26 protein-coding genes are annotated in these 25,146 nt (G+C 40.0%); 6 read left to right on the top strand and 20 right to left on the bottom strand.

What is annotated here, in order from left to right; genetic code table 11:
• Positions 1–30: 30 nt before the first annotated feature.
• Positions 31–1,515: a D-alanyl-D-alanine carboxypeptidase/D-alanyl-D-alanine endopeptidase gene (gene dacB, locus IQ19_RS12410; protein WP_144542713.1), complete on the bottom strand. Its 1,485-nt coding sequence runs from the start codon at positions 1,513–1,515 to the stop codon at positions 31–33.
• 263 nt (positions 1,516–1,778) lie between these two features.
• On the opposite strand from dacB, the gene IQ19_RS12405 reads away from it, so the two are divergent.
• Positions 1,779–2,036 carry a YpbS family protein gene (locus tag IQ19_RS12405; protein WP_144542712.1) on the top strand — a complete coding sequence of 86 codons (258 nt, stop codon included), beginning with the start codon at positions 1,779–1,781 and terminating at the stop codon, positions 2,034–2,036.
• 76 nt (positions 2,037–2,112) lie between these two features.
• Here the strand turns inward: IQ19_RS12405 and IQ19_RS12400 are convergent, their stop codons facing one another.
• The 6 genes from IQ19_RS12400 to IQ19_RS12375 form a co-directional block, all read right to left on the bottom strand.
• Positions 2,113–2,433 (bottom strand): MGMT family protein, encoded by a 321-nt coding sequence (locus IQ19_RS12400; RefSeq protein ID WP_144542711.1) that lies wholly within the window; start codon positions 2,431–2,433, stop codon positions 2,113–2,115.
• A gap of 73 nt (positions 2,434–2,506) precedes the next feature.
• Positions 2,507–3,319 (bottom strand): endonuclease I family protein, encoded by an 813-nt coding sequence (locus tag IQ19_RS12395; RefSeq protein WP_144542710.1) that lies wholly within the window; start codon positions 3,317–3,319, stop codon positions 2,507–2,509.
• The gene (locus tag IQ19_RS12390; RefSeq protein ID WP_144542709.1) at positions 3,316–4,281 is read right to left on the bottom strand and encodes a S8 family peptidase; all 966 of its coding nucleotides are present in this window, start codon (positions 4,279–4,281) and stop codon (positions 3,316–3,318) included. The genes IQ19_RS12395 and IQ19_RS12390 overlap by 4 nt, the downstream gene beginning before the upstream one ends.
• Positions 4,282–5,093: 812 nt before the next feature.
• Positions 5,094–5,606, bottom strand: a complete 513-nt coding sequence (locus IQ19_RS12385; RefSeq protein ID WP_144542708.1) for a mismatch-specific DNA-glycosylase — start codon at positions 5,604–5,606, stop codon at positions 5,094–5,096.
• A gap of 147 nt (positions 5,607–5,753) precedes the next feature.
• On the bottom strand, positions 5,754–5,945 hold the full coding sequence (locus tag IQ19_RS12380) for a YbxH family protein (protein WP_144542707.1): 192 nt from the start codon (positions 5,943–5,945) through the stop codon (positions 5,754–5,756).
• A gap of 111 nt (positions 5,946–6,056) precedes the next feature.
• Complete coding sequence (locus IQ19_RS12375; protein WP_144542706.1) at positions 6,057–6,494, bottom strand: peptidylprolyl isomerase; 438 nt, start codon at positions 6,492–6,494, stop codon at positions 6,057–6,059.
• 175 nt (positions 6,495–6,669) lie between these two features.
• Here IQ19_RS12375 and IQ19_RS12370 point away from each other — a divergent pair, with 175 nt between their 5' ends.
• A complete protein-coding gene (locus tag IQ19_RS12370; protein WP_144542705.1) occupies positions 6,670–7,320 on the top strand; it encodes an MtnX-like HAD-IB family phosphatase in 651 nt (216 codons plus the stop codon).
• 391 nt (positions 7,321–7,711) lie between these two features.
• Here IQ19_RS12370 and IQ19_RS12365 read toward each other — a convergent pair whose 3' ends face one another.
• From IQ19_RS12365 to IQ19_RS12345, 5 genes are all read right to left on the bottom strand, one after another.
• Positions 7,712–8,230: an HD domain-containing protein gene (locus tag IQ19_RS12365; RefSeq protein WP_144542704.1), complete on the bottom strand. Its 519-nt coding sequence runs from the start codon at positions 8,228–8,230 to the stop codon at positions 7,712–7,714.
• Positions 8,231–8,267: 37 nt separating this feature from the next.
• On the bottom strand, positions 8,268–8,462 hold the full coding sequence (locus tag IQ19_RS12360; protein ID WP_144542703.1) for a hypothetical protein: 195 nt from the start codon (positions 8,460–8,462) through the stop codon (positions 8,268–8,270).
• A 424-nt stretch (positions 8,463–8,886) separates the two neighbouring features.
• On the bottom strand, positions 8,887–10,965 hold the full coding sequence (locus IQ19_RS12355) for a transglycosylase domain-containing protein (RefSeq protein ID WP_144542702.1): 2,079 nt from the start codon (positions 10,963–10,965) through the stop codon (positions 8,887–8,889).
• Positions 10,966–11,112: 147 nt separating this feature from the next.
• Positions 11,113–12,096 (bottom strand): ring-cleaving dioxygenase, encoded by a 984-nt coding sequence (locus IQ19_RS12350; RefSeq protein WP_144542701.1) that lies wholly within the window; start codon positions 12,094–12,096, stop codon positions 11,113–11,115.
• 237 nt (positions 12,097–12,333) lie between these two features.
• Positions 12,334–14,577 carry a DEAD/DEAH box helicase gene (locus tag IQ19_RS12345; RefSeq protein ID WP_144542700.1) on the bottom strand — a complete coding sequence of 748 codons (2,244 nt, stop codon included), beginning with the start codon at positions 14,575–14,577 and terminating at the stop codon, positions 12,334–12,336.
• 223 nt (positions 14,578–14,800) lie between these two features.
• Between IQ19_RS12345 and IQ19_RS28100 the strand changes: the two genes are divergently transcribed.
• Positions 14,801–14,974 (top strand): hypothetical protein, encoded by a 174-nt coding sequence (locus IQ19_RS28100; protein ID WP_181396072.1) that lies wholly within the window; start codon positions 14,801–14,803, stop codon positions 14,972–14,974.
• Here the strand turns inward: IQ19_RS28100 and IQ19_RS12340 are convergent.
• From IQ19_RS12340 to IQ19_RS12325, 4 genes are all read right to left on the bottom strand, one after another.
• Positions 14,971–16,245 (bottom strand): LysM peptidoglycan-binding domain-containing protein, encoded by a 1,275-nt coding sequence (locus tag IQ19_RS12340; RefSeq protein ID WP_144542699.1) that lies wholly within the window; start codon positions 16,243–16,245, stop codon positions 14,971–14,973. The genes IQ19_RS28100 and IQ19_RS12340 overlap by 4 nt on opposite strands.
• A gap of 402 nt (positions 16,246–16,647) precedes the next feature.
• Positions 16,648–17,349, bottom strand: a complete 702-nt coding sequence (locus IQ19_RS12335; protein WP_144542698.1) for a hypothetical protein — start codon at positions 17,347–17,349, stop codon at positions 16,648–16,650.
• Between the two features lie 570 nt (positions 17,350–17,919).
• Entirely contained in the window at positions 17,920–18,498 is a 579-nt protein-coding gene (locus tag IQ19_RS12330) for a TerD family protein (RefSeq protein ID WP_144542697.1), read from the bottom strand.
• Between the two features lie 74 nt (positions 18,499–18,572).
• A complete protein-coding gene (locus IQ19_RS12325; RefSeq protein WP_144542696.1) occupies positions 18,573–19,154 on the bottom strand; it encodes a TerD family protein in 582 nt (193 codons plus the stop codon).
• Between the two features lie 325 nt (positions 19,155–19,479).
• On the opposite strand from IQ19_RS12325, the gene IQ19_RS12320 reads away from it, so the two are divergent.
• Positions 19,480–20,409, top strand: a complete 930-nt coding sequence (locus tag IQ19_RS12320; RefSeq protein ID WP_144542695.1) for a 3'-5' exonuclease — start codon at positions 19,480–19,482, stop codon at positions 20,407–20,409.
• Positions 20,410–20,439: 30 nt separating this feature from the next.
• Here the strand turns inward: IQ19_RS12320 and IQ19_RS27740 are convergent, their stop codons facing one another.
• Positions 20,440–20,583 (bottom strand): hypothetical protein, encoded by a 144-nt coding sequence (locus IQ19_RS27740; protein WP_158638765.1) that lies wholly within the window; start codon positions 20,581–20,583, stop codon positions 20,440–20,442.
• Between the two features lie 433 nt (positions 20,584–21,016).
• On the opposite strand from IQ19_RS27740, the gene IQ19_RS12315 reads away from it, so the two are divergent.
• Positions 21,017–21,919, top strand: a complete 903-nt coding sequence (locus IQ19_RS12315) for an aldo/keto reductase (protein WP_144542694.1) — start codon at positions 21,017–21,019, stop codon at positions 21,917–21,919.
• 129 nt (positions 21,920–22,048) lie between these two features.
• Here the strand turns inward: IQ19_RS12315 and IQ19_RS12310 are convergent, their stop codons facing one another.
• Positions 22,049–22,540, bottom strand: a complete 492-nt coding sequence (locus tag IQ19_RS12310) for a hypothetical protein (protein ID WP_144542693.1) — start codon at positions 22,538–22,540, stop codon at positions 22,049–22,051.
• 231 nt (positions 22,541–22,771) lie between these two features.
• On the bottom strand, positions 22,772–22,927 hold the full coding sequence (locus IQ19_RS28095; protein WP_181396074.1) for a hypothetical protein: 156 nt from the start codon (positions 22,925–22,927) through the stop codon (positions 22,772–22,774).
• Positions 22,928–23,092: 165 nt separating this feature from the next.
• Here IQ19_RS28095 and IQ19_RS12305 point away from each other — a divergent pair, with 165 nt between their 5' ends.
• Positions 23,093–23,848 (top strand): hypothetical protein, encoded by a 756-nt coding sequence (locus IQ19_RS12305; protein WP_144542692.1) that lies wholly within the window; start codon positions 23,093–23,095, stop codon positions 23,846–23,848.
• A gap of 60 nt (positions 23,849–23,908) precedes the next feature.
• Here IQ19_RS12305 and IQ19_RS12300 read toward each other — a convergent pair whose 3' ends face one another.
• Positions 23,909–24,847, bottom strand: coding sequence for a 3D domain-containing protein (locus tag IQ19_RS12300; protein ID WP_144542691.1), 939 nt, complete (start codon positions 24,845–24,847; stop codon positions 23,909–23,911).
• Positions 24,848–25,146: the final 299 nt, after the last annotated feature.

Genomic DNA, 25,146 nt, shown 5'->3' with positions numbered 1-25,146 from the left:
AATGGAGTCCTGCTCTTTTTATTTTGCTCTTTATTGGTCAGCTAATAATTTGGCAATTTGGTCTTCAATTAATTTTCCTTGAGAACCGTTCGTTAAGTTATTTAGTACAATGGAGAAGATTAGCTCTTCTCCGGTAGTTGTTGTGACATACCCTGATAATGAACTGACTGTCGAGATTGAACCGGTTTTTGCTTTAACATTTCCAACAGCATTAGAGTTTTTCATTCGATTCCTAAGAGTTCCCCCCTCCATGCGGTTTGTGTTCCCGGCGATCGGCAAGGAACTTAAATAGGAAGGGAACCATATTTTACCTTGTACTTCGAAAAGCAGCTTTGAAATTTCATTTGCCGGAATTAAGTTTACATGTGAAATGCCTGAACCGTCACGAAGTACTAGAGTTTCTTTATCCATGCCAAAAGTCTTGACCTTTTCCTCTAAAACCTCCAAGCCTTTCTCCCAGCTGCCTTCCCCTTTTTCGACCTTGCCCATTTCCTTGATGAGTGTTTCGGCATGTCCGTTATTGCTTAGTTTCATAAATGGAATAAGCAGTTTTGATAGGGGCATGGATTGATGCTCTGAAAGTACTTTGGCACCTTCAGGCGAAGCAGACGCCATAATATTTCCCTGCAGCTTGATGCCTTGTTCAGCAAGGGATCGTTTAAAGAGATCCAGTGCATAACCAGTAGGCTCCCAAACAGCAATCCATTCCCTGGAACGGCTTCCGTCAACCGGGATCTCTCCTTCAATGGTTACAGTGTTCGTGCCGTGGTCACGTTCAATGGAAATATCCTTGCTTTCTCCTTCTGCTACTGTCTTTGCTTTATTAACAATCTTTATGTAATCCGTTTCCGGCACCATTTTTACTACTGGCTCTTGTCCAGCTTTTTCTCCAGGATACACCTCTACAATCACAGTTCCTGCATCATAATCTTCGTTTGGAGAAGCAGTCAATGCTGAAACCTGTGCACCGTAATACCAGGATTCATCGCTCCAGGATAGGTCTGTTGAATAGCGCTCATCATCGTACCAGGTGTCATCACCGATCAGGTTGCCATGAATTACTTTGATGCCTGCTTCCTTCACCTTTGCTGCAAATGCATCAAAGTCCTCTTTTAAAAGAGTGGGATCTCCTTTCCCTTTTAAGATCAGATCACCTTGTAGAGTCTGCCCGTTCAGCAAACCTGTATGAAGAAGTTCTGTTTTGAACTTATAATCTTCACCCAAAGTATCCAAAGCTGCAGCTGCAGTCAGAAGCTTCATATTGGAAGCAGGCCGTAAGCGTATATCTCCTATATGGTCATAAATCAATTCTCCTGTTTCTGCATTGCGGATACTGACCCCGGCCAGTGCTCCCTGTAAAATTGGGTCATTGTTAAGGATGTGGTTTAGTTGCTGAACTAGGTCGCTTCCTTCTTCCGTTGCATTTACCTGCGGTGATTCTGTTTGCGAAAAAGGAACAAATGCTAGTACAAGAATCAGCAACATGCTAAAACTTATTTTCAGTGTTTTTTTCATATGTATAAGCCACCTTTCATTTCTAGTTCCTAACCTTTTCTTGTTTGAAAGGTGAGTTCCCTTTATTTCCAGTATGAGGAAAAAGATTCATTTTTCATCTACTTCACTATTTTATTCTCCTCTTTAAAAGTTATGAGGACTGGCTCATCATACCCAGATTTTTTTAAGTGAATTTAATATTGTTATTTAAAATAATTAATCTTAAAAATTTTTTATGAAAAATGGTATGATAGCAATAAGTGAATTTTTTAAGGGGTGGAAAAATGAGTGTACATAAAGCAATATCAGAACATGTTGGCAAACAAAATAAAATCATAAAGAGTTTCGCAGCTCTTGATCAGGAACGTGAAAATTATATTGAACAAGCTTTGGATAACTGTAAAAAGGGATTGCCATTTTCTGTGGATAAGATAAATGAAGTAACCTCAAGGATTAATGAATTATCTAAACAGGGCATTGTACCTGCCAGAAAGTTGGTAACAATTGATATGATTAAGGAATATGCATCAAGAACAAAATAGGTCTTTCTAATTAATGGAAACCCTGTATTTCTTTGGAATACAGGGTTTTTATTGATGATGCCACGTTAATCATTGATTACGAGTGATGGTATAAAGGGTCATATAAATACTCCTGCAAATCCAGTATTCCTTTTGAAGATACATAAATTTCTTCTTTTTCAAGCAGTTCTCTTTGAAGGTTAAAAGAAAGGTCATTTTTAAAGCCTATCTCCCCTTTCCCGTTTACAACCCGATGCCAGGGCAGCTGATGTTTTTCACTTAGGGAGTGAAGGATTCGGACTACCTGCCTTGCACCCCGCGGACTGCCGGCAAGTTTTGCAATTTGTCCATAGGTCATAACTTTTCCCGAAGGGATGTTTTGAATAATCTTAATTGCTTTTACGGTAAACGGCTGCATATTAAGGCTCCTCTGACTAGTTGTTTATAGCGGTATTATAAACGAAAAACCGCCTGAATTCAGGCGGTTTCTCTTATAAGCCAAGCATTTCTTTAGCGCGTTCAGGATAATCAATAAAGGGATTGCGGTTTCCCTGCAGATCCTGGATTGAAGCATTTCTGTGCTTTTCGTATAAAGTCACAGGATTTTCTTCATGCCATTTCAGCAAAAGGTACAGATCCATTTTGGTTTCCATCCTGATCACTTTTTTATATCTTACTGCAAAATAGAATACTGCCCGTGCGGCGATCCCTTTTCCGTATTCAGGTTCAAACTTCTCATTTTCTGCCATTCCGCAGCCATTTCTAATATTCTCTGCTTGGAATTCAGGAACATATGACTCAAAATCATAGTATGGATAGTTGCTTCTCATACTGTTGCATGCCGGTTCACAAGCAAAAAGATGATGAAGGTCCCCTTTCATCGGCTCTTTGCCTCCAAACCAGGATTGGGGCACAACATGCTCAGTATTAAAAATGATCCTCTCGCTGGTGGTAAACCCTTCTTCCTGAATCATTTGCAAGAGCTTTAAATCCTGATCAATTGTTTTGAGGGGATCGAGGCCAGTGCCTGAATATAGGCTCTTAAGCTTACGGTTTTCCTGCAAATCAACCCAAGGATATACATATTGATGCGGTGAATAATCCAATTGATGGGTGTGCGTACGTTCAAGCAGCGAATGGAGTTGTTCTGAAATATTTTCTTTTTCAAAATCCACCTTGCTGTAGTATTCCTCTTGCTTTTTTAAATCCTGCTGTGAATCATAATACGTTTCATTTTGAACACTATCAATATATTTCGTCTGAGCTGTCATCCATGCCTCCGAAATGCTGTTCACTTTAATCATATTGCATTCATAACCATGGTTTTAAAGTTCTGGTCAAAAATGCCGGCCAAATGCTCAGGGACTGTTAGATAGACGAGTCCGTTCCCCTCAAGCTTTGGTGAATTGCCCAGCGGAACAGTCCGCCTGATTAATTGTGCATAGAGCTCAGGTTCTGAAAGTTTTCTTTCAAAATGCCTGTTTGCATAATCTTTAATCAGTGCGAGTGCACCGGAGACATGAGGAGCTGCCATGGAGGTACCGCTAAGGGTTGCATATTTTCCATTTAAATAGGTTGATAGGATGCCTTCACCTGGTGCCACGCAATCAATTTCGTTATGGGAATTTGTGAATTCAGATGAGTCTCTTTCAAGGTTAATCGCTCCAACGCTAATAACCTCATTGTAGCAGCCAGGATAAGCAAACTCATCAGTTGAATCATCGCCATCGCCATCATTGCCTGCAGCGCAAACAACAAGGATATTCTTCTTGACTGCAGCTTTTATGGCATCGTACAGCTCAGGTACATCAGCCGGGCCTCCAAGGGACATAGAGATAATATCCGCGTTTTGTTCGATTGCATAATGGATGCCGTTGATAATCCACTCATATTGTCCGGATCCATTTTTGTTTAAAACCTTTACAATCAGGAGTTCTGCTTCCGGGGCTACTCCGATTACACCTGCATCATTTTCCTGCGCTGCAATTGTACCGGAAACATGAGTGCCGTGGCCGTTATAGTCTGTATAAATATCAGGGTTGCTGCTATCATCGTCTGTAAAATTGCGGCCGCCAATAATACGATCCTTTAAATCAGGATGATTTACATCACAGCCAGTATCCAGGACAGCAACTTTAATGCCTTTTCCTTTGGTTTCGTTCCAAATCTTTGGCGCCTGAATTAATTCGACACCTTTTGGCACCTCTTTAACTTCCTCTTCCTGCTGAATCACCTTGTAAGGAATAACGCGAACATATTGCTCCATTTCTTTCCCTCCTTAAGAGATTAAATTGAAGCTGGTTCTTGGTGTTATCTCTATTTTAACAATTCTGAATCTTTTATGACAGTATCGTTTGTAGGGGAATTTCCTAGACTTGGGTTAGAAAAAAGGAAGAATTTGTGCTAATTGCACTAGGTGCAGGGTTAGAAGAGTAGTTTTAAAAAAATTGTTTATCCTTTTTCCTTGTAAAGTGTTGGCTTTATATAGGGATTTGAAATAGACTCAAGGGTCCGTGAAATGGTCGTTAATTGAGAGGAATAACGCCCATGTTCCTAGGTTGGCGAGTGAAATAGTCGTTAATCGAGAGGAATAACGCCCATGTTTCCTACATGGCACATGAAATGGTCGTTAATCGAGAGGAATAACGCCCATGTTCCTAGGTTGGCACATGAAATGGTCGTTAATCGAGAGAAATAACGCCCATGTTCCTAGGTTGGCAAATGAAATGGTCGTTAATCGAGAGGAATAACGACCATGTTCCTAGGTTGGCACATGAAATGGTCGTTAATCGAGAGGAATAACGCCCATGTTCCTAGGTTGGCAAATGAAATGGTCGTTAATCAAGAGAAATAACGCCCATGTTCCTAGGTTGGCGAGTGAAATAGTCGTTAATCGAGAGGACTAACACCCATGTTTCCTACTTGGCAAGAAATAGGGGCGCTAATCAGGAGGAATACGGCCTTATACTCCCTGCCAGGATCGAAAGATAGTCATTAATCGGCAGGAGTAACAGAGACCCAATCTTCTTAGCCAGTAAAAATAATAAACTTTGTTTTGCTTACACCAAGGCTGCAAACTCACTTTAATGATGTTAATAACTTAGGAATCTCGGCATAGATTTGAATAATTTCATCAATTTTCATTCTGACTAGTCCTGAGGAAGATGGGGCCACAAAATCAATGGTCCCGGGCACCACCAATTCGTCCTGGATTCCCCAGGGGAGCTTTTTTTTGCGGCTGTATTCCTGGTATACTCCTTTTCCAACAAAACAAACAACCTTGGGCTTGTAGGCACAAATTTTTTTAATCAGCTCTTTTCTTCCTTCTTTATATTCTTCTTTGGTTATTTCCTCCGCTGCTTTGGTGGGCCTGGGCACGATATTAGTCATGCCGTAGCCTAATTCAAGTAATTTGTAATCTTCAGTGGAATCAAATTTCCTTGGTGTTAATCCCGACTCATGGAGGATTTTCCAAAAGCGATTATTGGGATTGGCAAAATGGTGCCCTGTCTCTCCTGAGCGAATGCTTGGATTAAAGCCAACAAACAGCAAATCAAGATTTTCCTTTAAATGGTCTTTGATCGGCTCCATTAAGCGATCATTCCTTTCATTTACGCTGGTATTGACTATTGTACATAACTTTAAATAGGAAATAAAAATAAAAAGGATAATTGAGGTGAATGAAGAAGCAGGGCGTCCTGCAATTGACAATGCCAGGACGCCGGATAAAGAGGAAGCTTACAATCCACGATTATTGCAGTAAGTATCAACGATTTCTTCAATTTTGTCATTTTCTGGAAACTTTCCAGTAAATTTAAATGAAATTTCTTCTATGAACTTTCCATTCTGATATACATGGATAGCCCCATTTTGGTTGATTACACTGAATTCCGGCTCAAAACGATAGCCGCTTCTTTCTATGGCGCCCATTTTCGTCATCTCCTTATGTATAACGCTATCTTTAGTATGAGAAATAACGCAATAGGCTATTTGCGAAAAAGCAAAAAAGAGCCATTGCGGCTCTTTTTTGTGTTAAACAAATTATCCTTCTAAAACTTCTACTTTCTCCATAACATCGCCATTTCTCATCGCTTTTACTGCTTCCATGCCAGAAGTAACTTTTCCGAAAACAGTGTGAACGCCATTTAAATGCGGCTGTGGTTCATGAACGATAAAGAACTGGCTTCCCCCTGTATTACGGCCAGCGTGAGCCATTGAAAGGGAACCTTCCTCATGTTTATGAGGGTTGCCTTCTGTTTCGCAGTTGATTGTGTAGCCAGGACCGCCTGTACCTGTTCCGTTCGGGCATCCCCCTTGGCTTACAAAACCAGGGATTACACGGTGGAAATTTAGACCGTTATAGAAACCTTCGTTCGCAAGCTTTTTAAAGTTTTCAACAGTGCCTGGAGCTGCTTCCGGGTATAATTCGAATTCTACCTTTTCACCATTTTTCAATAATATGTATCCTTTTTCTGCCATTCTAATCATCTCCTTATGTGAAAATCAAATTAATAATACCATTAATCTCTTCAGGAATAAAATTAAAAGGCGTATTTTTCATTGATTGAACATAAAAAAGAAAGGGTATTGCTAATAGAGCACTAATAAAAGAATTCATCTTAGAAAGAAATGCAATGACGGGAGGTTTAAAAGGATGAAAAAGTGGGCTTTTGTATCTGATTTTGATGGAACGATCTCGAAAAGGGATTTTTATTTAATTATGATGGATAAATATTATCCAGAGGGCAGGGAACTTATGCCAAAGTGGAAAGCAGGTGAAATGAGGGATATCGATTTTTTAAATAAGGTCTTTACCTCGATAGATCAGGAGGAAGATCAAATTATTGAGGATATTCTTTCGATTCCCATTGATGAAGATGTGCCAGAATTTATAAAAACTATCCAAGAAAACGGCGGGGATTTTTATATTTTGAGTGCCGGCACAGACTATTATATTCACCACATTCTAAAAAAGTATGGGATTAAAGATGTACAGGTTTTTTCCAATGAGGGCTATTATCGTGAAAAGAATGTCCATATGAATATAGATAAAAATCACCGGCATTATTCTGAAAGGTATGGAATTGATAAATCAAAGGTTATTCAGGACCTTAAGAATGAGTATGAAACGGTATTCTTTATTGGCGACAGTGAACCAGATTCACACCCAGCAGAGCATGCTGACACCACATTTGCAAAAAATGGCCTGCAGGATCTTCTTCGCAAAAAGAACGTACCATTTATACCAGTTGAGGATTTTAAAGAAGTTGAAAGATATATGATGGATAAGGGTTTGCTTTCTTAAGATTAGGGTCGGCTCCAGAGCCTGCTCCTAGCCTGCTCTGGAGTGTGGATTTAATATGTATGCAATCCATTCGCAATTAACTAAATAGCTCAATAAAAAGTATAAGTATAAAAATGATTAGTGCATAAAATGATAGATGCAGGAATACGGTTGTTAATGCAAATTTAAATTCTTCCACATTAAATGTTTGCTGTTTTCGGCTTCTTGCACGCACTTTACCATCACCTTCCTACTAAAATATGATCAAAATTTTAACTATTTTGACAATGTTTTACCTCCCTGCTAATAGTATTCTGCTTACTATGTGCGCTTCCCTTCTTTCGCAGGCTCGGAAAATAATGAACTGATTTCCTGGGGAAGCGCATAATAAGACAGAATACTTGTTTATTCCTCATTTTTTCTGCAAAAATTCATCAATTTTTTCATCGAGGATCTGCAGGCTTTTCATCGCCCTTTTAAAATCAAGTTCACGATAATGATGAGCGCCTCCTGGTTCTTCATCCTTTTCATCTGCCAGTTTGACAATGGATTGCAGCGGTGTTCTCACAACCTCTCCGCCTGGCAGAAAAGAATCTGTATGAAAGAGAATAGCCAAAGCTATTTCTTTCGCTTTTACTGGGTTTTCTCCAAGACGAATTAAGAGTTTATGTGCTCGCTCTGCCCCTTTAATGGCATGAATATCATTTTGCCTGTAAAGATCATAATCCCATTTACCATTTTTATACCAGGTGTAATGACCAATGTCATGCATAAAACCGGCTTTTGCAGCCGAGTCGACATCTTCATCTTGATTCTTGGCAAGCTGGAAAGCATGATAGGAAACAGCTATTGCATGAGCGATACCGGACCGGGTGATATATTTTTGGGCAATCCGGTGCTGAAAAATATCTGTTAATTTTACATCCCTCATAAAAATTCCTCCAATACTCCCATAAAAAATGAATCTGCTAAAATTTTTTATTCAGCTTTTTCTGCTTATTCATTACTTCATATGATTTTTCTATAATATCGGTTAATACATCGCCTTTATAAATTCTGCCAAGCTTCGTGTTTTCCTGATAGTATTCAACAATCTCATCCAGCTTATTAGATGTGTCTTTTGAAATGCGAACATTAAGCTGTATGCGGGTTTCTCCACTCATTAAAAAATCCTCCTAGCGAATAATATCTAATTGCTAGCTTTTCGCTAGCGAATGCTGTCGAAGTGTTAGGGGCTGCTATAAATACTTAGGTTACACTGTTTTTTGGAATTATTCCAGTATAAAGGTTAAAGAAAATTAAAAAAGAGAACAGCAGATGCCATTCTCCTTTTTATAATTAGCTTTTGTAAACTTGGGTGTTGATTTTCGCTCAAGCAGCTCAGCGACCCAGGGCGGTCCAGGAGACACTTCGGCGCGATTCACCTGGGGGTCTCCCTTCAACCTGCATTTTCCCGCAGGATATCGAACCATCATCCTCGAATAAACAGCGCACGAAGGAAAAGCGTATACATTTTCGAGGAGTCGCGCCTTCCGCTCCAATCAACATCATGCCAAAATCAACAATGAGCCTTATATAGCTTCATGATTAATTACTAAACTGGTCCCATTTTTCTTTGAGGAATTTACCGAATTCCTCAAGTTCCTGCTTGCCTTCTTTTAATTTTTCTTTCCATACAGGAAGGTCATCTCTTAGCTTGCCTTCTATCTTTTCTGCTTGATCTTTAATGGTCTGCTCTATTTCTGCTGTTAACTCTTTCTTGGCCAGCTTTTCATTTACAGATTTAGTAGAAAACTGATCCTCTTCCATATATGGAAGGCTTTCTTCCATAATCGCTCTGAACACAGGTACAGCTGTTTCAGAACTGCTTTTTGATAAATAATGCTCCCTGTCAGTCTGGTCATACCCCAGCCAGACTGCTCCTACCAGATTGGGTGTATAGCCTACGAACCATTGGTCTTTTGTTCCGTTAATGTCATTGTATGGAAGCTGGGTTGAACCAGTTTTGCCGGCAAGCTGGACTCCTTCAATTTTCGTGGCACTTCCGGTGCCAGATTCAACTACATTCAGAAGCATGGAAGTCATTTGGTTTGAAATGGTTTTAGTTGTTACTTTAACGGTTTTTCGTTCCCGTTCAGCAATTATGCTTCCTGTCGGCCCGACTATTTTAGTAATTAAGTGGGCATCATGTCTTTTTCCGCCATTTGGGAAAGTGGCGTATGCCTCTGCCAGTTTCAGCGGTGAAATTCCTTTTCTCATGCCGCCGAGTGCAATACCTAAATATTCATCCTCTTTTTCAAGCGGGATGCCAAATCGGTCAAGGGCATCCAGCCCTTTATCCAATCCAATTTCGTTAAGGAGCCAGACCGCCGGAACATTGATTGATTCTTCTACTGCCTTATACATGGACACCTCACCGGAATATTTCCCTGAAGCATTAGCTGGTGTGTAATCTCCATATGTTACAGGCTCATCTTTTAACATAGAAGTAGGTGAGTACCCTTCCTCTAAGGCTGGTGTGTAAACAGCCAGCGGCTTTAAAGTCGATCCTGGCTGGGCTTTTATATGTGTAGCCCTGTTAAAGCCTCTGAAAACATGCTCGCCCCGGCCACCAACAAGCCCTCTGACTCCCCCGGTTTGCGGATCCATAAGGACTGCACCGCTTTGAACGATTTCGCCATTCATGCCAGGCGGGAAAATAGAGTCCCTATCATATACATTTTCCAGGCTTGATTGAAGGTTCTGGTCCATTTCCGTGTAAATTTTATATCCTCTTGTAAAAATCTCTTCCTGTGTTAAGCCGAATTTATTAATTGCTTCATCAAGAACGGCATCTACATAGTATGGATATTTCCTTTCCTGCTTGCTTCTTGTGCCTTCCTTCAGCACTATTTTTTCATTTATAGCATCCTTATACTCCTGCTCTGATATCATCTTATGTTCCTTCATTTTTCCAAGGACTACATTCCTTCTTTCCATCGCCCTCTCATAATGGTTATAGGGATCAAGTGCGGAAGGAGATTGCAGCAGCCCTGCAAGCAATGCGCTTTCACTGATGGTTATTTCCTGAGGTGTTTTGCTAAAGTACTTGTTGGCTGCCTGTTCAATTCCCCAGGCGCCGCTGCCAAAATACACCTGATTTAAATACATTTGCAGGATATCATGTTTTTTATAATTTTTTTCGATCTCGACTGCCAGGAACAGCTCTTCGGCTTTCCGTTTATAAGTTTGCTCAGGTGAAAGCAAAGCATTTTTGGCCAGCTGCTGAGTAATGGTACTGCCTCCGCCGGTAATTCTTCCTGCAAATAAATTGCTGAAAAATGCCCGCGCAATTCCTTTAATATCGAAACCGTTATGTTTATAAAAACGTTCATCTTCAATAGCCACAACAGCATTGCCGACATAATCCGGCAATTCTTCAATATTAGCACCCTCTGCCCTGTTAGCTGCCAGGCTTGCGGCAGCATCGCCATCTTTATCATAAATGACGGTGGATTGCCTTAAACCTTCTTTAAGTGTCTCAACGTTTGCCGTAGCGGCCAGAAATGCGAAAAAAAGGATCGTCAAAAGTATGATGGTCAGTAATAAAAGAAGCAGTATTTGTGTTAAATGTTTTTTTCGCCAAAACCTCACAAAAGCTTCCTTGAAAATTTGAAATTTATCCATGGTGACTCCTTCTTATTCTCTGTTTTGTTTCAATTAAATAGTTTCCTCTTATTATATATTAAACGAACAAACTCTATAAAAAGTTTCTATATAAAGGTTTCCTTTATATAGAAAGGGACGAACATTCATGTTCATCCCTCATATATCCTATGGGCTTTTTGTATTAAGCGGCTTTATTCTGGCCTCGATTTGTTCTCGCTGACCTTCAAAGTATGGAGGCAGCGCCAGCTTTTCACCTAAATGTTCGAAGGGTTCATCACCTTCAAATCCAGGTCCGTCTGTTGCAAGCTCAAACAGAATCCCGTTCGGTTCACGGAAGTACAATGATTTGAAATAATATCTTTCTACGAATCCAGAACTCGCAATCCGCTGTTCCTTTAGCTTTTGAATCCATCTCCTTAATTCTTCTTCATCTTCTACACGGAAGGCAACATGGTGGACACTGCCGCGGCCTGGCCGCTGTTGGGCCAAGTCCGGACGTTCGATTATATGGATCTCTGCCCCGTTTCCGCCCTCGCCTGTTTCGTAGACGTGGACTGTATTTTCTCCATTGACTTCCAGTCTGTATGGTCCTTTTTTTCGAAAACCCATTACCTCTGTAAGCATTTCTTCTGTCGGTCCCAAATCGGAGACTGTCAGCATAACCGGTCCAAGCCCTATAATTCCATGTTCTTGAGGAACAGGACTCCGAGCCCACGGACTCCCCCCTTTTACCCCTCCATTACCCTGATCGGAAATAAGGGCAAGAAGCTGGCCTTCAAAATCTTCAAAAAATAGTACCATTCTAGTGCCTCCTTTACGGATATCTTCATGAGAAACGCCATGGTCCTCCAGTCTTTTTTTCCAGTAAAGCAGTGAATCATCGGTTGGAACACGCAGAAACGTACAGGTAATACTGTCAGTTCCCCGATAGGTGCGGCCAGCATTTGGTATCTCGAAAAAAGTTAAGTCAGTTCCGGGATTTCCTCTTTCATCAGCATAAAATAAATGGTACATGGAAGTGTCGTCCTGATTGACTGTTTTTTTTACGAGACGCATTCCAAGGGTGTTTGTATAAAATTCATAGTTCTTTTGGGCATTTGCTGTTATGGCAGAAACATGATGCTGACCCTTTAATGGTTTCAGATTCAAATGATCACAACCCCAGTTTTTAGTTTAATTATATTTTGAATGAACTGCTGGAGGATTGCAATGGAGCGCACTCCAAGTAAAAAAGTCTTGTGTCCTTTCAATAATAGTGTTATATTAGTAAAGCGATGAGCTAATTGCATAAGACGACAGACAGCCTTAATTGGCAATGCACTATGTGGAGTGCAGTCGGGTCGCCGCAATACGTAGAAAAAGACGTCCTTATGGGCGTCTTTTTTATTATCTCTGTTTGAATTGTGAAGTAAGATAGGTGCCTGCAACCGCAGAATCCAGCCTTGCAGCTACATACGGCGGTTTTGCCCTTTTATGCGTCTCTGCAGGCATGCCAAGCCATAATATTTGTCCATCAATTAATAGGAATGGAAACGGAAAACTATGCGGAACTACTTCGTCAGCCTGAATGGCTGGTATGGGATTCTGAGCAAGTAAAACCAGCTTCGTTCTTTTTTGTCTCATTGAAAGGGCTTTAGACCATTCCTCTCCAAGTTTTTCAGAATTCGGCATTGAAATAACGATCTCCCTATGTGCTGAATGAATATCCTCTATGACTTTGTCCAATTTTCGTGCATGCATCCATTGAAGGCGTGCATGCTGGTTTTTGATCCATTTGCCTATTTTATCCGGATGGACTGCCTGTCCGTTTTGCAGCTGATGGTCAGCCAGCCGGCGCCATGTTTTATTCCTGTATACTTGTTTCTGGATAAAGTTCAGATCACAGATGTGGATGAACTTTCCTTTCGTCCTCGTTATGGCTACGTTTAAAAGCCTCTCGCTTTCTTTCCCGATCAATAGCATTCCAGCTCTTTCATGTGGAAAGGAATCAACCGTATCGAAGATCATCACTTCCCGCTCGCTGCCCTGAAAACGATGGACAGTTGCCGCAATGATATCCGCTTCGGTCAGTTCTTTTTCATACAATTCTCCAAGCAATTGTTCCATTAATACAGCCTGAGCCCGGTATGGAGTTACATATCCGATCGAACGGCTCCCTCCTAAATAGGATTCGTGAATCAGCTGAAAAGACAGCAGCAGCTCCCACAAATTAATTCTCGAATTCGTGTTCCCGTCTTTAATGCCATATTCTCCTGAGCCCGCAGTATTAAGCAGAATGGACGCTTTGCCTGAAAAGGGTGTGCAAGCGGCAATATCGGATCTTGCTGCAAGAACATCGGGATGGTCACCCACCAGGGAATGGTAAATATGCTTATTGGAAAAAGCAGAAATTTCAGGGTGCATCCGGCGCTGCTCTTTTAACAGAAAAAGATGGGGATGCAAATATCCATCCTTCACTGCCTCAGACACTCCTGAGTGGTGAAAGATATCTTCCCTCAGCCATTTTTCAGCCATTTTATGGCGTGCGGCAGCAATTGGCGGAAGCTGCTTAAAATCCCCGCATATGATTACTCTTTTACCAAGAGAAGCTGCAAATGCTGCCTGTGGAACATAGGCCATGCTGGCTTCATCCAGAATAACTAGATCAAAATTCTTCTCATAAATAGCCGGATCACTCGCAGCTTTAGCCAATGTGGTACTTATTACAGATGCGCTTTTGATAAACTCTATTTCCTTCTGTCTGATTTTTTCTAGGATTCCTGAAAGCTTCTTTTCGACGTCAATAAGCTGATCGGAATCCCTTTTACTGAAGGAACGGGATAAATCATGCTTTAGCAATCGCCGCTCTTCAAATAAAGAGTCTTTCTTTTCAGCAAGATTGGAATGGTGTTTTTTTAAAAGGTAGTTCGCAGTCAGTGAAGGATGATCTGATAAGGCAGACCCAATCTGCGAACCATATCTGAGCAAATCTCCGTCCGGAACTTTCCGTTTATTTGCTGCAAAAGCTGAGATTTCGGCCATCAAAACATCTATGGCCTGATTGCTGTGGGCAAGGATCAGGACGCTTTGTCCTTTAAAATACTTATTGGCAGCCACACGGGCAAGTGTATAGGTCTTTCCAGTTCCAGGAGGGCCCCATACATACGTAACCGGATTATACTTGGAACGTAAAATCAGCTCGTGTGTGCTTGTTTTTATTTTATCTTCGGGATGTTTAGCTGGCATGGAAGGGTCCATCAGTTTTTTTATTCTGGCACTTTTCCTTTTGCTTTCCTTTATGTCTTCTAAGCGCTGGTAAAGCTGATCTAAAAGCTCCCAAGGATCGTGAAGCAAATAAGTCTCCGACAAATCCATCCCTATATTCTCATCCAAGGCAAGGATTACATTATTGCCTTCCGATGAAAGGATGCGGCCCTCAACCTTCTTGCTTCCCCATTCAATTTTTATAGAAGATCCTGTTGGAACTTTAATGGTTGAAGGTGTATCGAAAAAATAGGTATATGAATCCGATTTTGAAAGCAGCCGCCCATTAAGCATTAAGTAACGGGTACTGCCGTATTTTTTTAAATGTATAATTTCAGCCAGGATCGCTTTTTGCCAATCTCTTATATAAGTGAGTGTTGCAGTCATTTCTCTCTTCCTTTATTTAGTTCGATATAAATATTCAATTAGATTAATATATCATGTACTTGCCGATATGCAAAAGAAAAGATGGAGGCTGCTTGCTTCCATCCTTTCCGTTTATTGGTTATAAAGCTTCATTTAGCAGAAATAGAGGGTTAATTCCCACGAAGTATGAGATAATGGATTAATAACACTTTTTAATAATGGTGTATAGAAAGCAGGGATAGTATTGAAACGCAGAAATAAATTTGAACAAAATGATACCGTAATTTTAATTAACACGGGCGAGAAGGTTACAATCAATAAATCATGCTATGTGGCTAAAATGAAAAAATACACATATACAATCAAAGAAAATCCGAAAATGTTCTACTTTGAAGAGGAAATGAAAGAGATTATTTAAGTTCTTGCCTTTTCAACTGTGAAATTTTTATCAGCAAAAGCCCAATTTTGCGGGAAAGGCAAACTTAATTGCCAATAAGTCATCCCCATAAGGCTATACTGATCAATTAATTTATATTTTTCAGTGATGCTTCTAATATCTTCAAACCAGATAAGATGCTCTTCTGCCCCTCTCCAGTATTTAAACCATGGAGAGGCAGCATAAGAATCGTACTGAATGTTGGCCCCCGTGCTTAAGGCCATGTTCTGAATGGCTAGCATGGAGTACGCGCGAGTTAGATTGTCTGCTGTCCTCCAATCATAGCCATATAAAGGCAGAGCAATTTGAAGCTTCTCCGGTCTGATTTTGGTGACGGAATATTTAATAACCTCTTCTACCCACCATACAGGAGCTACCGGATCAGGGGGACCAGTCGGGTAGCCGTAATCCATGGTCATGACTGCCACAATATCAGCAGCCTCCCCAATTGCTTTATAATCATAAGCCCCAATAATTCGGTTCGTAGGCATATCCTCTGTCTTGGCATGGACATTGACATGGAGAACAAGTGAGCCAAGAGCATTTTTTAATTCTCTTAAAAATAAGCTGAAGTCCTGGCGCCTCGGCGGAGGAATGAATTCAAAATCCAGACTGACGCCTCCATAGCCCTTTTGATTCATAAAATTCATCAAGCTTAAAATTAAGTTCCGTCTGTATACTGGATTTTGCAGAACTCCGCCAATTAGTTCAGCATTGAATTCCCCGCCTATCAGATTGCGTATCATTAAAAGCGGAATAACGTTCAGTCGCTTGCTCTCAGCAATGATTCTTGTATCTTCAAGTTCTGCATATGCATAGCCTTCCTTTGTTAAGGAGTAGGCTGATATGGCAATATATGTCAGGCTTCTTGCTGTCTGCCTAAAAATGGGTAAGAAAGCATCAGGAGAATATGGGACAATGAAACCCAAAGTTTGCATGCTTAATCTAACGGGAGAAGGAATGTTTAGTTTTTGTCCGATATACAGCCATTCTGGCCTGATTCCCGGATTAGCTGAAAGGATTACATTTACACTTGTTTGGAAGCGCTGGGCAATTCTCGAAAGAGTATCCCCCGGCTTAACGATATAAGATCTGATTACAGCCCCGCCTTCTGGAATGTAGAGAGCCAATCCAGGAATAATTCTTGGTGCACTTTCCAGGCCGTTTGCAGTTATAATACTTTGAATAGATATATTGTATTTTTGTGAAATTGCCCATAAACTATCACCTGATTGAATCACATGAATCCCCATCTTTACACCTCTTTTCCCCTATCCTTTAATTAGTTTATGGCGGAGGCATGCTTGAATAGTACCAAAGATAGAATGCAATCCGATAGGCAAAAGAAAGCTATTTGTTAAATAAGAAAAGCCTACTCCATTGGGAATAGGCTTTTCCTTTGATGGCGGCAACACTGAATAAGGTGTCTGACGGTCTTTTTTATGCTGGTTTTTTATTCTTTTTACTGAGAAATAGAGTCAAAAGGTCTGAATGATACCACTTCTCTTAGTTATTGCGGAAGAAAATGCATCAAAAAGCAGTAAGAAACCATTTAAATTAGAATATTAAAGAAGTGGCATCAAAGAGAAGCCACTTCCTTATACTTAATCAGGAGAATTTTAACATACTCATGCTAAAGACGTCGGATACAGCCCTTACTGATAATCAGCCTCATGTCCGCTCAAGGTATCCATGTGGCTGGCAATCATGGCGATGATCGTGCTTGCTTCTTCTTTGCTGAAGATAAAATGGTCTTCATCTTTAATCATTTCTTCTTCATCTGTCCAAATGCGATTAACCCGTCGAAGCACACCATCGCCAGTTTCCTGGACCACTCCAAACTGGTAGGAAACTTCCACTTCATCTTCTTTGAAAAAAGCAGTTACTTCAGGTGTTTCCCATTCCACATCTACTTCTTCAAAAATATCTCCATCTTCATCTTCCACAACTTCATATTCATCCGCGATAACATAATCTCCATCTTCAGAGGCAAAAATTACATCGTCCTCTTCAGCAGTTTCAAATTCATAATAGTCATCATCTTCACCATTCATGTAATCATGGAGGCTTTCATGGACTGTATCAATAATGTCTTCGATATCAAAAAGCATGGTTTTAGATGTATGGCCAAGCTCAAAATCAAAGTCTTCAACATAGAACTCTTCGTTATGGGGATCAAAGAAGAGGGTGCAAAAATACTCTCTATCGTTATCCTCTGTTTCAATAAAAAATTCCATTCTGGGATGCTTGGCACCCCTGTCAATAGACATCTGTCCAATCTGATCATATTTACTGCAAATTGATTCCAAATGATCCTGTAATTCACCGCTTACCCTGTCAAACCATTCAAGTGACATGCTGCATCCCTTCCTCTCAAGGTTTTTCAAACCTATTGTTCCCTTTCATTTCTTTTTAAGTATGGGAGTATTAACCAATGATTAGTTACACGGCAAGCCCTTTTGTCGTTTCAGTGGCATTAAAGAGGTTGGTTAGTTCCGATGGCAAGCCGTTTTGTCGTTACAGTGGTACTAAAGAGGTTGATTAGTTCCGTTGGCAGACCATTTTGTCGGTTTCGGTGTCATTAATGATAGGGATTGTTCATTTGCCTTTGCCATATTCCTGTTAATACGGGCCTTAATTAAAGGCTGTTTTCGTAAAGTTTGTTGTTTTTGATGGATCACTTAGTATAACCAACTGAGTTGATTGTAGCGGAGGGCACTTGACTCCAGCGGGAAGGGAGGGAAGTGGGAAACCCCACAGGCGAAGCCGAGGAGGCTCCCATTCCGCCCCGCGGGTTCGCTGAGTGCCCGCAGCGGAAATCAACGGGCAGAATTCATAAGCAAAAACAACAATCTATGAGAAAAGAACCTAATTAAAAAATCTATTCAACAAAAAAGGTACCCTACCTAATGGGTACCTAAGCGTTATTAAACCTGCAAACCATAGTTTCGGCAAAGGGCCGCTAGCCCGCCTGAAAAACCGCTTCCGATGGCATTGAATTTCCAGTCATTTCCGTGGCGGTATAATTCGCAGAATACAACTGCTGTTTCAATTGAAAAGTCTTCGCCAAGGTCGAAACGGAGTAATTCCTGATTGTTTGATTCATCCACAAGCCTTACAAAAGCATTGGAAACTTGGCCGAAATTCTGCTGTCTTACTTCAGCATCATGAATCGTGACCGTTATTCCAATCCGATGAACATGGGCAGGGATTTTTGTGAAATCTACAACAAGCTGTTCATCATCGCCGTCTCCTTCGCCAGTCCGGTTGTCCCCGGTATGCACAACTGCCCCGCTTGGATGCTGCAAATTGTTGTAAAATATAAAATCATGATCATTCACACATTTGCTATTTTGATCAGCAAGAAATGCAGAAGCATCCAAATCAAAATCTTGTCCGCCGCTATACTTGTTTGTATCCCAGCCCAATCCGATAACTGCTTTGGTTAATCCTGGATTCGTTTTTGTCAGGTCAATTCTTTGTCCTTTTGATAATTGAATACCCAAATTAGTCCCTCCTTTAAAAAAATCACTTATTTAAAAAAGCCAGGAAAAGCAGCTGCTCTCCTGGCTAATGGAATTTATCCTACCTGCAATCCGAAGTCAGTTGCAATTCGGGCAAGCCCGCCTTGGTATCCTGAACCGACAGCAGAGAATTTCCATTCGCCATTATGGCGGTATAGTTCGCCCACAACAATAGCTGTTTCAATGGAGAAATCTTCCCCAAGATCATAGCGGATGATTTCTTCATTTGTTTCTTCGTTTACGATTCTTGCGAATGCATTTGAAACCTGTCCAAAGTTTTGTCCGCGGCTCTCACCATCATGAATGGTGATGACAAAGGAGATTTTTTCAATGTTTGCAGGAACGGCTCCAAGGTTTACCTTTACCTGCTCGTCGTCACCGTCTCCTTCCCCTGTCCGATTATCGCCTGTATGGACGACTGAACCATTGCCGCCTTCAAGCTGGTTATAGAAAATAAAATCTTTATCAGATGCGCATTTTCCGTTTGCATCCAATAAAAACACACTCGCATCCAGGTCAAAGTCCAGACCGCCATCATATTTATTTGTATCCCAGCCAAGTCCAACGATAACCTTCGACAATCCAGGATTTGTTTTTGTTAAATCAATCTTTTGTCCTTTTGATAGAGAAATACCCATTGTTTATTCATCCTTTCAATTTAAAAATATAAAGGTAAAACAGATGCAGGAAGCAATGCCTTAAGGATAAAGCGATTGCAAAATATGTACTCTTTAAGTGTAAACGTTTAAAAAGAAATCGTAAACCGATATGGTACAAAGCTGGGAAAAAAGATGTATATCTTCACATTGAATAGTTTTAGCAACTCTTGCGATATCCATGTTTGTACAGTAATTTCTCCATCAAATTATCCCTTTCCAGTTAAATGGATAATTCTGTTCCTTCCTTATTAACTATTTTTCCTATATAATAGTTTGTTGGACAAGAAAAAGGGGTGATGGATGAATGGCAGAGTTAAAGCAGCTGGTTTTCTTTGATTTTGAAATGCTATGCAACCAAAAAGGAATGCTCTTTGAAGATATGGAAGCAATCCGCCTTGGTGCGGTTAAATATGAGCTTGAAACAGGGAAAGTCACTGGGTTTGACCAGTACATCCGTCCTCAGGAGCAATCCCCTTTAAGTGCGTTTTGCAAAGAACTGACTGGGATCAAAGATTCGGATATTAGAGGAGCGGATGACTTTCCAGAAGTTTTCAAAGAATTTCTTTACTGGGTTGGGGGCGTCAAAAAGACACGGTTCTTTTCGTGGTCAACAAGTGACCTCTTAAGATTAAAAGCTGACGCAATCAGACATCAGCTGCATGAGGCCACAATTGAAAAAATAACGAAAAGATATGTAGATTTCCAGGCTATTTTTACAAAAAGGGCCGCACGTAAATCCCCTTCTGTGGAAAAGGCATTATCGTTTTATGGTCTTGAGTTTATCGGAGAGCCCCACCATCCAATGTATGATGCTTATAATACATTCCGAATTTACCAGGCATTTGAAGAACAATTTGTAAAAACTGATTTAATTATGCTGCAGCAATTTGTTTTTCAAGAGAGTGAACTTCCATCCATTGACATGATCGACCAGGAACTCAAAAAAATCTTACAAAAAGACTTACTTGAATTTTTTGTTGAACTGAACGATGCGATAAGGATGAAGGACGCCTGGAAATTGGTTAAAAAAACAAGAAAGCTTGTAGAGAAATATGAAAATATTCTTCTCAACCGTTCAGGGCTTTTTGATGCAGACCTGATTTCGAATATTAGGGAACTAATTGATTTTTATCATGAACTGCAATTCACTTATGAAGAGCACCGTTCCTTTACTTCAAAAATTATGATATTGCATGAACAAATGGTGGAGCCGCTTCAGAAAATTTGTGTATAAAAAGGAGATGACAAAATAGTCATCTCCTTTTTATGTAGCCATTCTTAGAAAATTGTAAAATGCTCTTCTCACCCAATAGTTCATTTGGTTTTTTATATAGCCGTTTCTGGTTATCACGGAGCCGGCAAGGATTAATAAAATAATATTAAATATTTTTATCATGAGCTTATCCATTCTGTAACCTCCTATCTTTATTCATTAATTTGCCGTCCGACGCCAAAAATATAAGCGTATATTCTTTCCAATAGAATTTAGGTATTGACTGTACCAATTATATGAAATTGCCGTTGTCTAGGTTGGAAAATGAGTTATCGTTTTTTCGCGCTATGAGCAGAGAAAACCGGTTATGTGCAGAGAAAACGTTCTATGCGCAAAGAAACACTGGATATGTCCTGAGAAAAAATTTATACGCATAGAAATGTAATCTATGGCAGGATTATAAATGTAAAATATATAGGACTGGCTTTTTTCTTATCGCAAATTCATTCAATGTTAAATAAATAAAATAATAAAATGAACTAGACTGGATAAAAAGACGAATAATTTGGTTTTATGTACAATTTCAGAGATAATAACAATGCAAAAAACAATCAAGGAGCTGAACAGTTTGGAAAGAGTACAGATGGCAGAGGATTTGTCATTTTCACGGATTATTCATGGGTTATGGAGATTAGCCGATTGGAATTATTCTGATAAGGAAGTTATCGGTATAATTGAACATTGCCTTGAGCTGGGAATTACGACATTCGACCATGCGGACATTTATGGCAGCTATACGTGTGAGGCTCTCTTTGGAAAGGCTCTTCAGCAAAAACCGGAGCTTCGTGACAGGATGGAGATTGTTACAAAATGCGGTATTGTGCTTGAGTCGCCGAATCGGCCGGATCATAAATCGCACCACTACAATACAAGCAAAAAACATATCATCTCCTCTGCAGAAATGTCGTTGAGGAATCTGCAAACTGAATACATAGATACCTTGTTGATTCATCGCCCTGACCCATTTATGGATCCTGCCGAAGTTGCAGAGGCTTTTACAGAGTTAAAGACTTCCGGCAAGGTTAAGCATTTTGGAGTCTCAAATTTTAAAAGCCATCAATTTACGATGCTGCAATCTTATTTGGACTTCAAATTGATTACGAATCAAATTGAGCTTTCTGCTTATCATCTTGAGAACTTTGAGGATGGCACATTAAACCTATGCCAGGAAAAAAGAATCCCCCCTATGGCTTGGTCTCCTTTAGCCGGAGGGAAAATCTTCAGACGAGATAGTGGAAAATCGGAACGTTTAAAAAATACACTTACTAAGGTTGCTGAAAAAATCGGTGCAAGTGACATTGATGAAGTCCTTTATGCCTGGCTATTAAATCATCCTGCACGCATTATGCCAATTGTTGGTTCAGGCAAAAAAGAACGAATTGAACGAGCGGTTGATGCATTGAAGCACCATCTTAACAGAGATCATTGGTTCGAAATTCTGCAGAGCTCGATGGGCCATGATATTCCTTAGGAATGTAGCAGAGTAATATAAAAGTATTCCTCCCGGAAAAAAGGTAAGAGTGCTTTTCCGGCATTCTATACATAGGTTTAAACTAAAAAAGGATGGCCCGAAGGACTTCGGGAACCATCCTTTTTTAGTTTAATGGAAAACGCTGTTGAAGACTGGAGCAGAGAGCTCGACATCTTCGAAAACTTTCGTCATTGTATTAATGTATTCTTCTTTGAATGGCTCTGCTTCCGCCATTTCTTCAGAACCAGCTTTTAAAAGCTCAGCCTTTTTAGCATAGTATTGAGATAAGCTTTCAACCGAAGCTTCGATATCCTGTGCGTAGTCACTTAATTCTTCTGGAACAGATACTGCTTTTGCATCCTTTTCAAATGCCGCTGCTACCTCTGCTGCATCCTGATCTTCTGCCGTAATGCTTGCTTCTGTGTTTCTAATTACTTTAGTCACTTCCCCTTGGTAGCTAAGAAGGGCTGAGCGCACTTCTTTCGATTCATCAGCTGCTTCTGTTTTTGCAGCTGCTGCATCTTCCTTGTTTTCTTCCCCTTTAGAAGCTTCTTCGTTAGAGCATGCTCCTAAAACGACCATCAGCAATATGGCTGAAAGTAAGAATAATAAATTTTTCATTTTTTTGTCCTCTCCTTCTTTTTGTTTTAGAGGTAGTATTGGTTGACTCCCTATGTAGCCAAGCAAATTCGCTATTCCCAATTGACTGACAATTACCAATTTAACTATTTTTCGAGTTTTTGCAACAGTTTTATTACAAATGTCGAAACTTTTTTGTTTATTATTAAACTTTATTTTAAACTACTCAGCACATTTTAAAGAAATTAAAAAAGACCCCTGATACTTCAAGGGTCAGCTTGGGTCTGCCTCATCAAGGGATAAAGTAGTAACTGATGTGTATTCTCCCTTCTCCACTTCTTCTTCCGAGGCCTTTTGGTTCAGCTCTTCATAATCGTCTATCCCAGGTGCAATAGTAGGCTCGTTCTTTAGTTTATTCTTTTTCAGCATAACTTCCCTCCTCCTTTTAATTAACGTTTCCTTGCAAAAAGGGTTATATGCCCAAAAGAACCCTTTAAACTGATTATTTAGCCCTTACTTGGGAGAGTGCCCATTCATTTAAAGCTAATAGGCATAGCATATAGCAAAGAAATCCGAAAAATGAGGAGTGTTTCTATGTCCTTTTCTGTAAATCAAAAAGGGAACCCGAAGCTTTTCCTAGGTCAATCGGAGAAAGCTTCAAATCAGAATACTTACCGCCTTAATTATCTGCAGGAAATAATAAAAGAGCAGCAAAAGATTAATAACTGTTTGACAGAGAGTTACGGAGATATGCAAACCCAGCTGGAAGTATCCTTTTCGGATATGAATAAGCTTGTAAAGAGAGCTGCTGGCATGCAGAATCATCATTTTGAGAATCTGGTATCCAAAATTGAAAAGCAGGATGACTTTATAGCAAGATTTGTTGATGTTATAAATCATCGTGAAAAAGAAAATGAATTGCTGCTTGAGAGATTGACTTCATTGGAAGAAATAAATAAAACAATCATGGAAGCACTAGAGAAAGAAGGGCCTGTCCATCAGAAAATCCTTGAACAGGTGTCCTGTCAGGATGCGGCCACTCAAGCGCTTTCCAGAAAATTTGATAAGTTCGAAGCCTTTTCAGAGGAAGCTTCAGCACAGTTTAATACACAAGAGAAAATCATAGAAGAAATATCCAAAAAGCTGGATGTTCAGGAGATGTTCCATAACACGGTAATGGAGCGGCTGGACCAACAGGAAGCAATCACCCAAAAAATAACAAGACAATTGGATAATCTTAAATCAATTGTTTATGAACGGGCTTCCCACCTTTCCGAAAGGTTTGAAAAAAGATTTAAACAGCTGGCAAAACCGGTACACAGTTTTTTGGTTAACCAGGAAGAAAAATAAAATAAGTGAGTAAAGAAAAGGAAGGCTCCTAAAGAGGTGCCTTCCTTTTCTTTTATTCTATTAATCAAGAATTGTAACTTTAACTGTTTGTCTTCCGAAGTTTATGGCATCCTCTTTGGAAGGTATAAAGATATCAATCTTATTTCCTTTAATGGCTCCGCCGGTATCCCCTGCAATTGCTTCCCCATAGCCTTCTACATGGACTTTTGTTCCTAATGGAATAACATTCGGGTCAACAGAGATTACCTTTTGATTTGGATTTTCCTTCAGGTTAATACCTGTAGCCGTGATCCCTGAGCAGCCTTCACAATTAGCCGTATAAGCTGTAGCCTCCATAGTAAGTACTTGTTGAGCTGTTTCTTCTTTTGCAGCTTCAGCCGGTTTTTCAGTGACTGCAGGCTTTGCAGTTTCAGCAGCGGGTTTAGATTCCGCAGCAGGCTTAGTTGTTTCAGCAGCTGGTTTGGATTCTAAAGCAGGTTTAGCTGACTCAGCAGCAGGTTTTGTTTCTTCAACTTGCTGTGCCGGTGTCGGTTTTTCAGCAGGCTGTTTTTGCTCTGCGGCCGGCTTTGCGTCTGCCTTATCATTTGAAACTTTAGGAGCAGATGCTTTAGCTGGTGTAACAGAAACAGCTTTTACTGCCTTTGCATTTGGATATAGAGTAAATTCCTCGTCTGGAAAAATGAGGTCAGACTTTATGTTGTTCCATTCCTTGATCGCGTCTACCGTTACATTATGTTCTCTTGCAATATCCCATAAAGTATCGCCTTTTGATACTATGTATTTCTCTTCTGGATATACTTCAAGTGTGTCTTCAGGATGGATGATGTGAGAAGATAAACCATTCCATTCTTTAATCATGTCAACTGGTGTATTATATTGCTGGGAAAATCCCCATAAAGTATCTCCCTTTTTAACTGTTACTTCTTCCGCTTGTACATTTGCGCCTGCTGTTCCTGTAATTGCAGCAGCGGCTACAAAAGATAGTAAAGATTTCTTCATGTTGTTAAAACCTCCTGTATAGCTTGTCTTGAGCTAACGAGATTAATAATAACATGGATTTTTTTCTATAAAAGAACAAAGAGATAATAAACGCGTTACGGATATAACAGGAATATAACAGGAATGTATCAAAATATCAGACTATTTTATAATTAGATTTTTTATTTTCCTCTTATTATTTTATAGATACTGTTATATCAAGATTTCTTTCTGAAATAGTGAAACACGTTGAATTTAATAAAGATTTTAATTAAATAGGAGTAGGTTGACAATCAAGGTTAAAATTGGAATTGAATTTC

The sequence above is a fragment of the Cytobacillus oceanisediminis genome (assembly GCF_007830235.1).
GTDB lineage: Bacteria > Bacillota > Bacilli > Bacillales > Cytobacillaceae > Cytobacillus > Cytobacillus oceanisediminis.
Note: the sequence above shows the minus strand (reverse complement) of the source record. Positions and strands in the feature narration are given on the sequence as shown.

What these genes read in the sequence shown, in the direction of transcription:
- dacB (WP_144542713.1), bottom strand. Translation starts at nt 1,515, where the DNA reads ATGAAAAAAACACTGAAAATAAGTTTTAGCATGTTGCTGATTCTTGTA.
- IQ19_RS12405 (WP_144542712.1), top strand. Translation starts at nt 1,779, where the DNA reads ATGAGTGTACATAAAGCAATATCAGAACATGTTGGCAAACAAAATAAA.
- IQ19_RS12400 (WP_144542711.1), bottom strand. Translation starts at nt 2,433, where the DNA reads ATGCAGCCGTTTACCGTAAAAGCAATTAAGATTATTCAAAACATCCCT.
- IQ19_RS12395 (WP_144542710.1), bottom strand. Translation starts at nt 3,319, where the DNA reads ATGATTAAAGTGAACAGCATTTCGGAGGCATGGATGACAGCTCAGACG.
- IQ19_RS12390 (WP_144542709.1), bottom strand. Translation starts at nt 4,281, where the DNA reads ATGGAGCAATATGTTCGCGTTATTCCTTACAAGGTGATTCAGCAGGAA.
- IQ19_RS12385 (WP_144542708.1), bottom strand. Translation starts at nt 5,606, where the DNA reads ATGGAGCCGATCAAAGACCATTTAAAGGAAAATCTTGATTTGCTGTTT.
- IQ19_RS12380 (WP_144542707.1), bottom strand. Translation starts at nt 5,945, where the DNA reads ATGGGCGCCATAGAAAGAAGCGGCTATCGTTTTGAGCCGGAATTCAGT.
- IQ19_RS12375 (WP_144542706.1), bottom strand. Translation starts at nt 6,494, where the DNA reads ATGGCAGAAAAAGGATACATATTATTGAAAAATGGTGAAAAGGTAGAA.
- IQ19_RS12370 (WP_144542705.1), top strand. Translation starts at nt 6,670, where the DNA reads ATGAAAAAGTGGGCTTTTGTATCTGATTTTGATGGAACGATCTCGAAA.
- IQ19_RS12365 (WP_144542704.1), bottom strand. Translation starts at nt 8,230, where the DNA reads ATGAGGGATGTAAAATTAACAGATATTTTTCAGCACCGGATTGCCCAA.
- IQ19_RS12360 (WP_144542703.1), bottom strand. Translation starts at nt 8,462, where the DNA reads ATGAGTGGAGAAACCCGCATACAGCTTAATGTTCGCATTTCAAAAGAC.
- IQ19_RS12355 (WP_144542702.1), bottom strand. Translation starts at nt 10,965, where the DNA reads ATGGATAAATTTCAAATTTTCAAGGAAGCTTTTGTGAGGTTTTGGCGA.
- IQ19_RS12345 (WP_144542700.1), bottom strand. Translation starts at nt 14,577, where the DNA reads ATGACTGCAACACTCACTTATATAAGAGATTGGCAAAAAGCGATCCTG.
- IQ19_RS12340 (WP_144542699.1), bottom strand. Translation starts at nt 16,245, where the DNA reads ATGGGGATTCATGTGATTCAATCAGGTGATAGTTTATGGGCAATTTCA.
- IQ19_RS12335 (WP_144542698.1), bottom strand. Translation starts at nt 17,349, where the DNA reads ATGTCACTTGAATGGTTTGACAGGGTAAGCGGTGAATTACAGGATCAT.
- IQ19_RS12325 (WP_144542696.1), bottom strand. Translation starts at nt 19,154, where the DNA reads ATGGGTATTTCTCTATCAAAAGGACAAAAGATTGATTTAACAAAAACA.
- IQ19_RS12320 (WP_144542695.1), top strand. Translation starts at nt 19,480, where the DNA reads ATGGCAGAGTTAAAGCAGCTGGTTTTCTTTGATTTTGAAATGCTATGC.
- IQ19_RS27740 (WP_158638765.1), bottom strand. Translation starts at nt 20,583, where the DNA reads ATGGATAAGCTCATGATAAAAATATTTAATATTATTTTATTAATCCTT.
- IQ19_RS12310 (WP_144542693.1), bottom strand. Translation starts at nt 22,540, where the DNA reads ATGAAAAATTTATTATTCTTACTTTCAGCCATATTGCTGATGGTCGTT.
- IQ19_RS28095 (WP_181396074.1), bottom strand. Translation starts at nt 22,927, where the DNA reads ATGCTGAAAAAGAATAAACTAAAGAACGAGCCTACTATTGCACCTGGG.
- IQ19_RS12305 (WP_144542692.1), top strand. Translation starts at nt 23,093, where the DNA reads ATGTCCTTTTCTGTAAATCAAAAAGGGAACCCGAAGCTTTTCCTAGGT.
- IQ19_RS12300 (WP_144542691.1), bottom strand. Translation starts at nt 24,847, where the DNA reads ATGAAGAAATCTTTACTATCTTTTGTAGCCGCTGCTGCAATTACAGGA.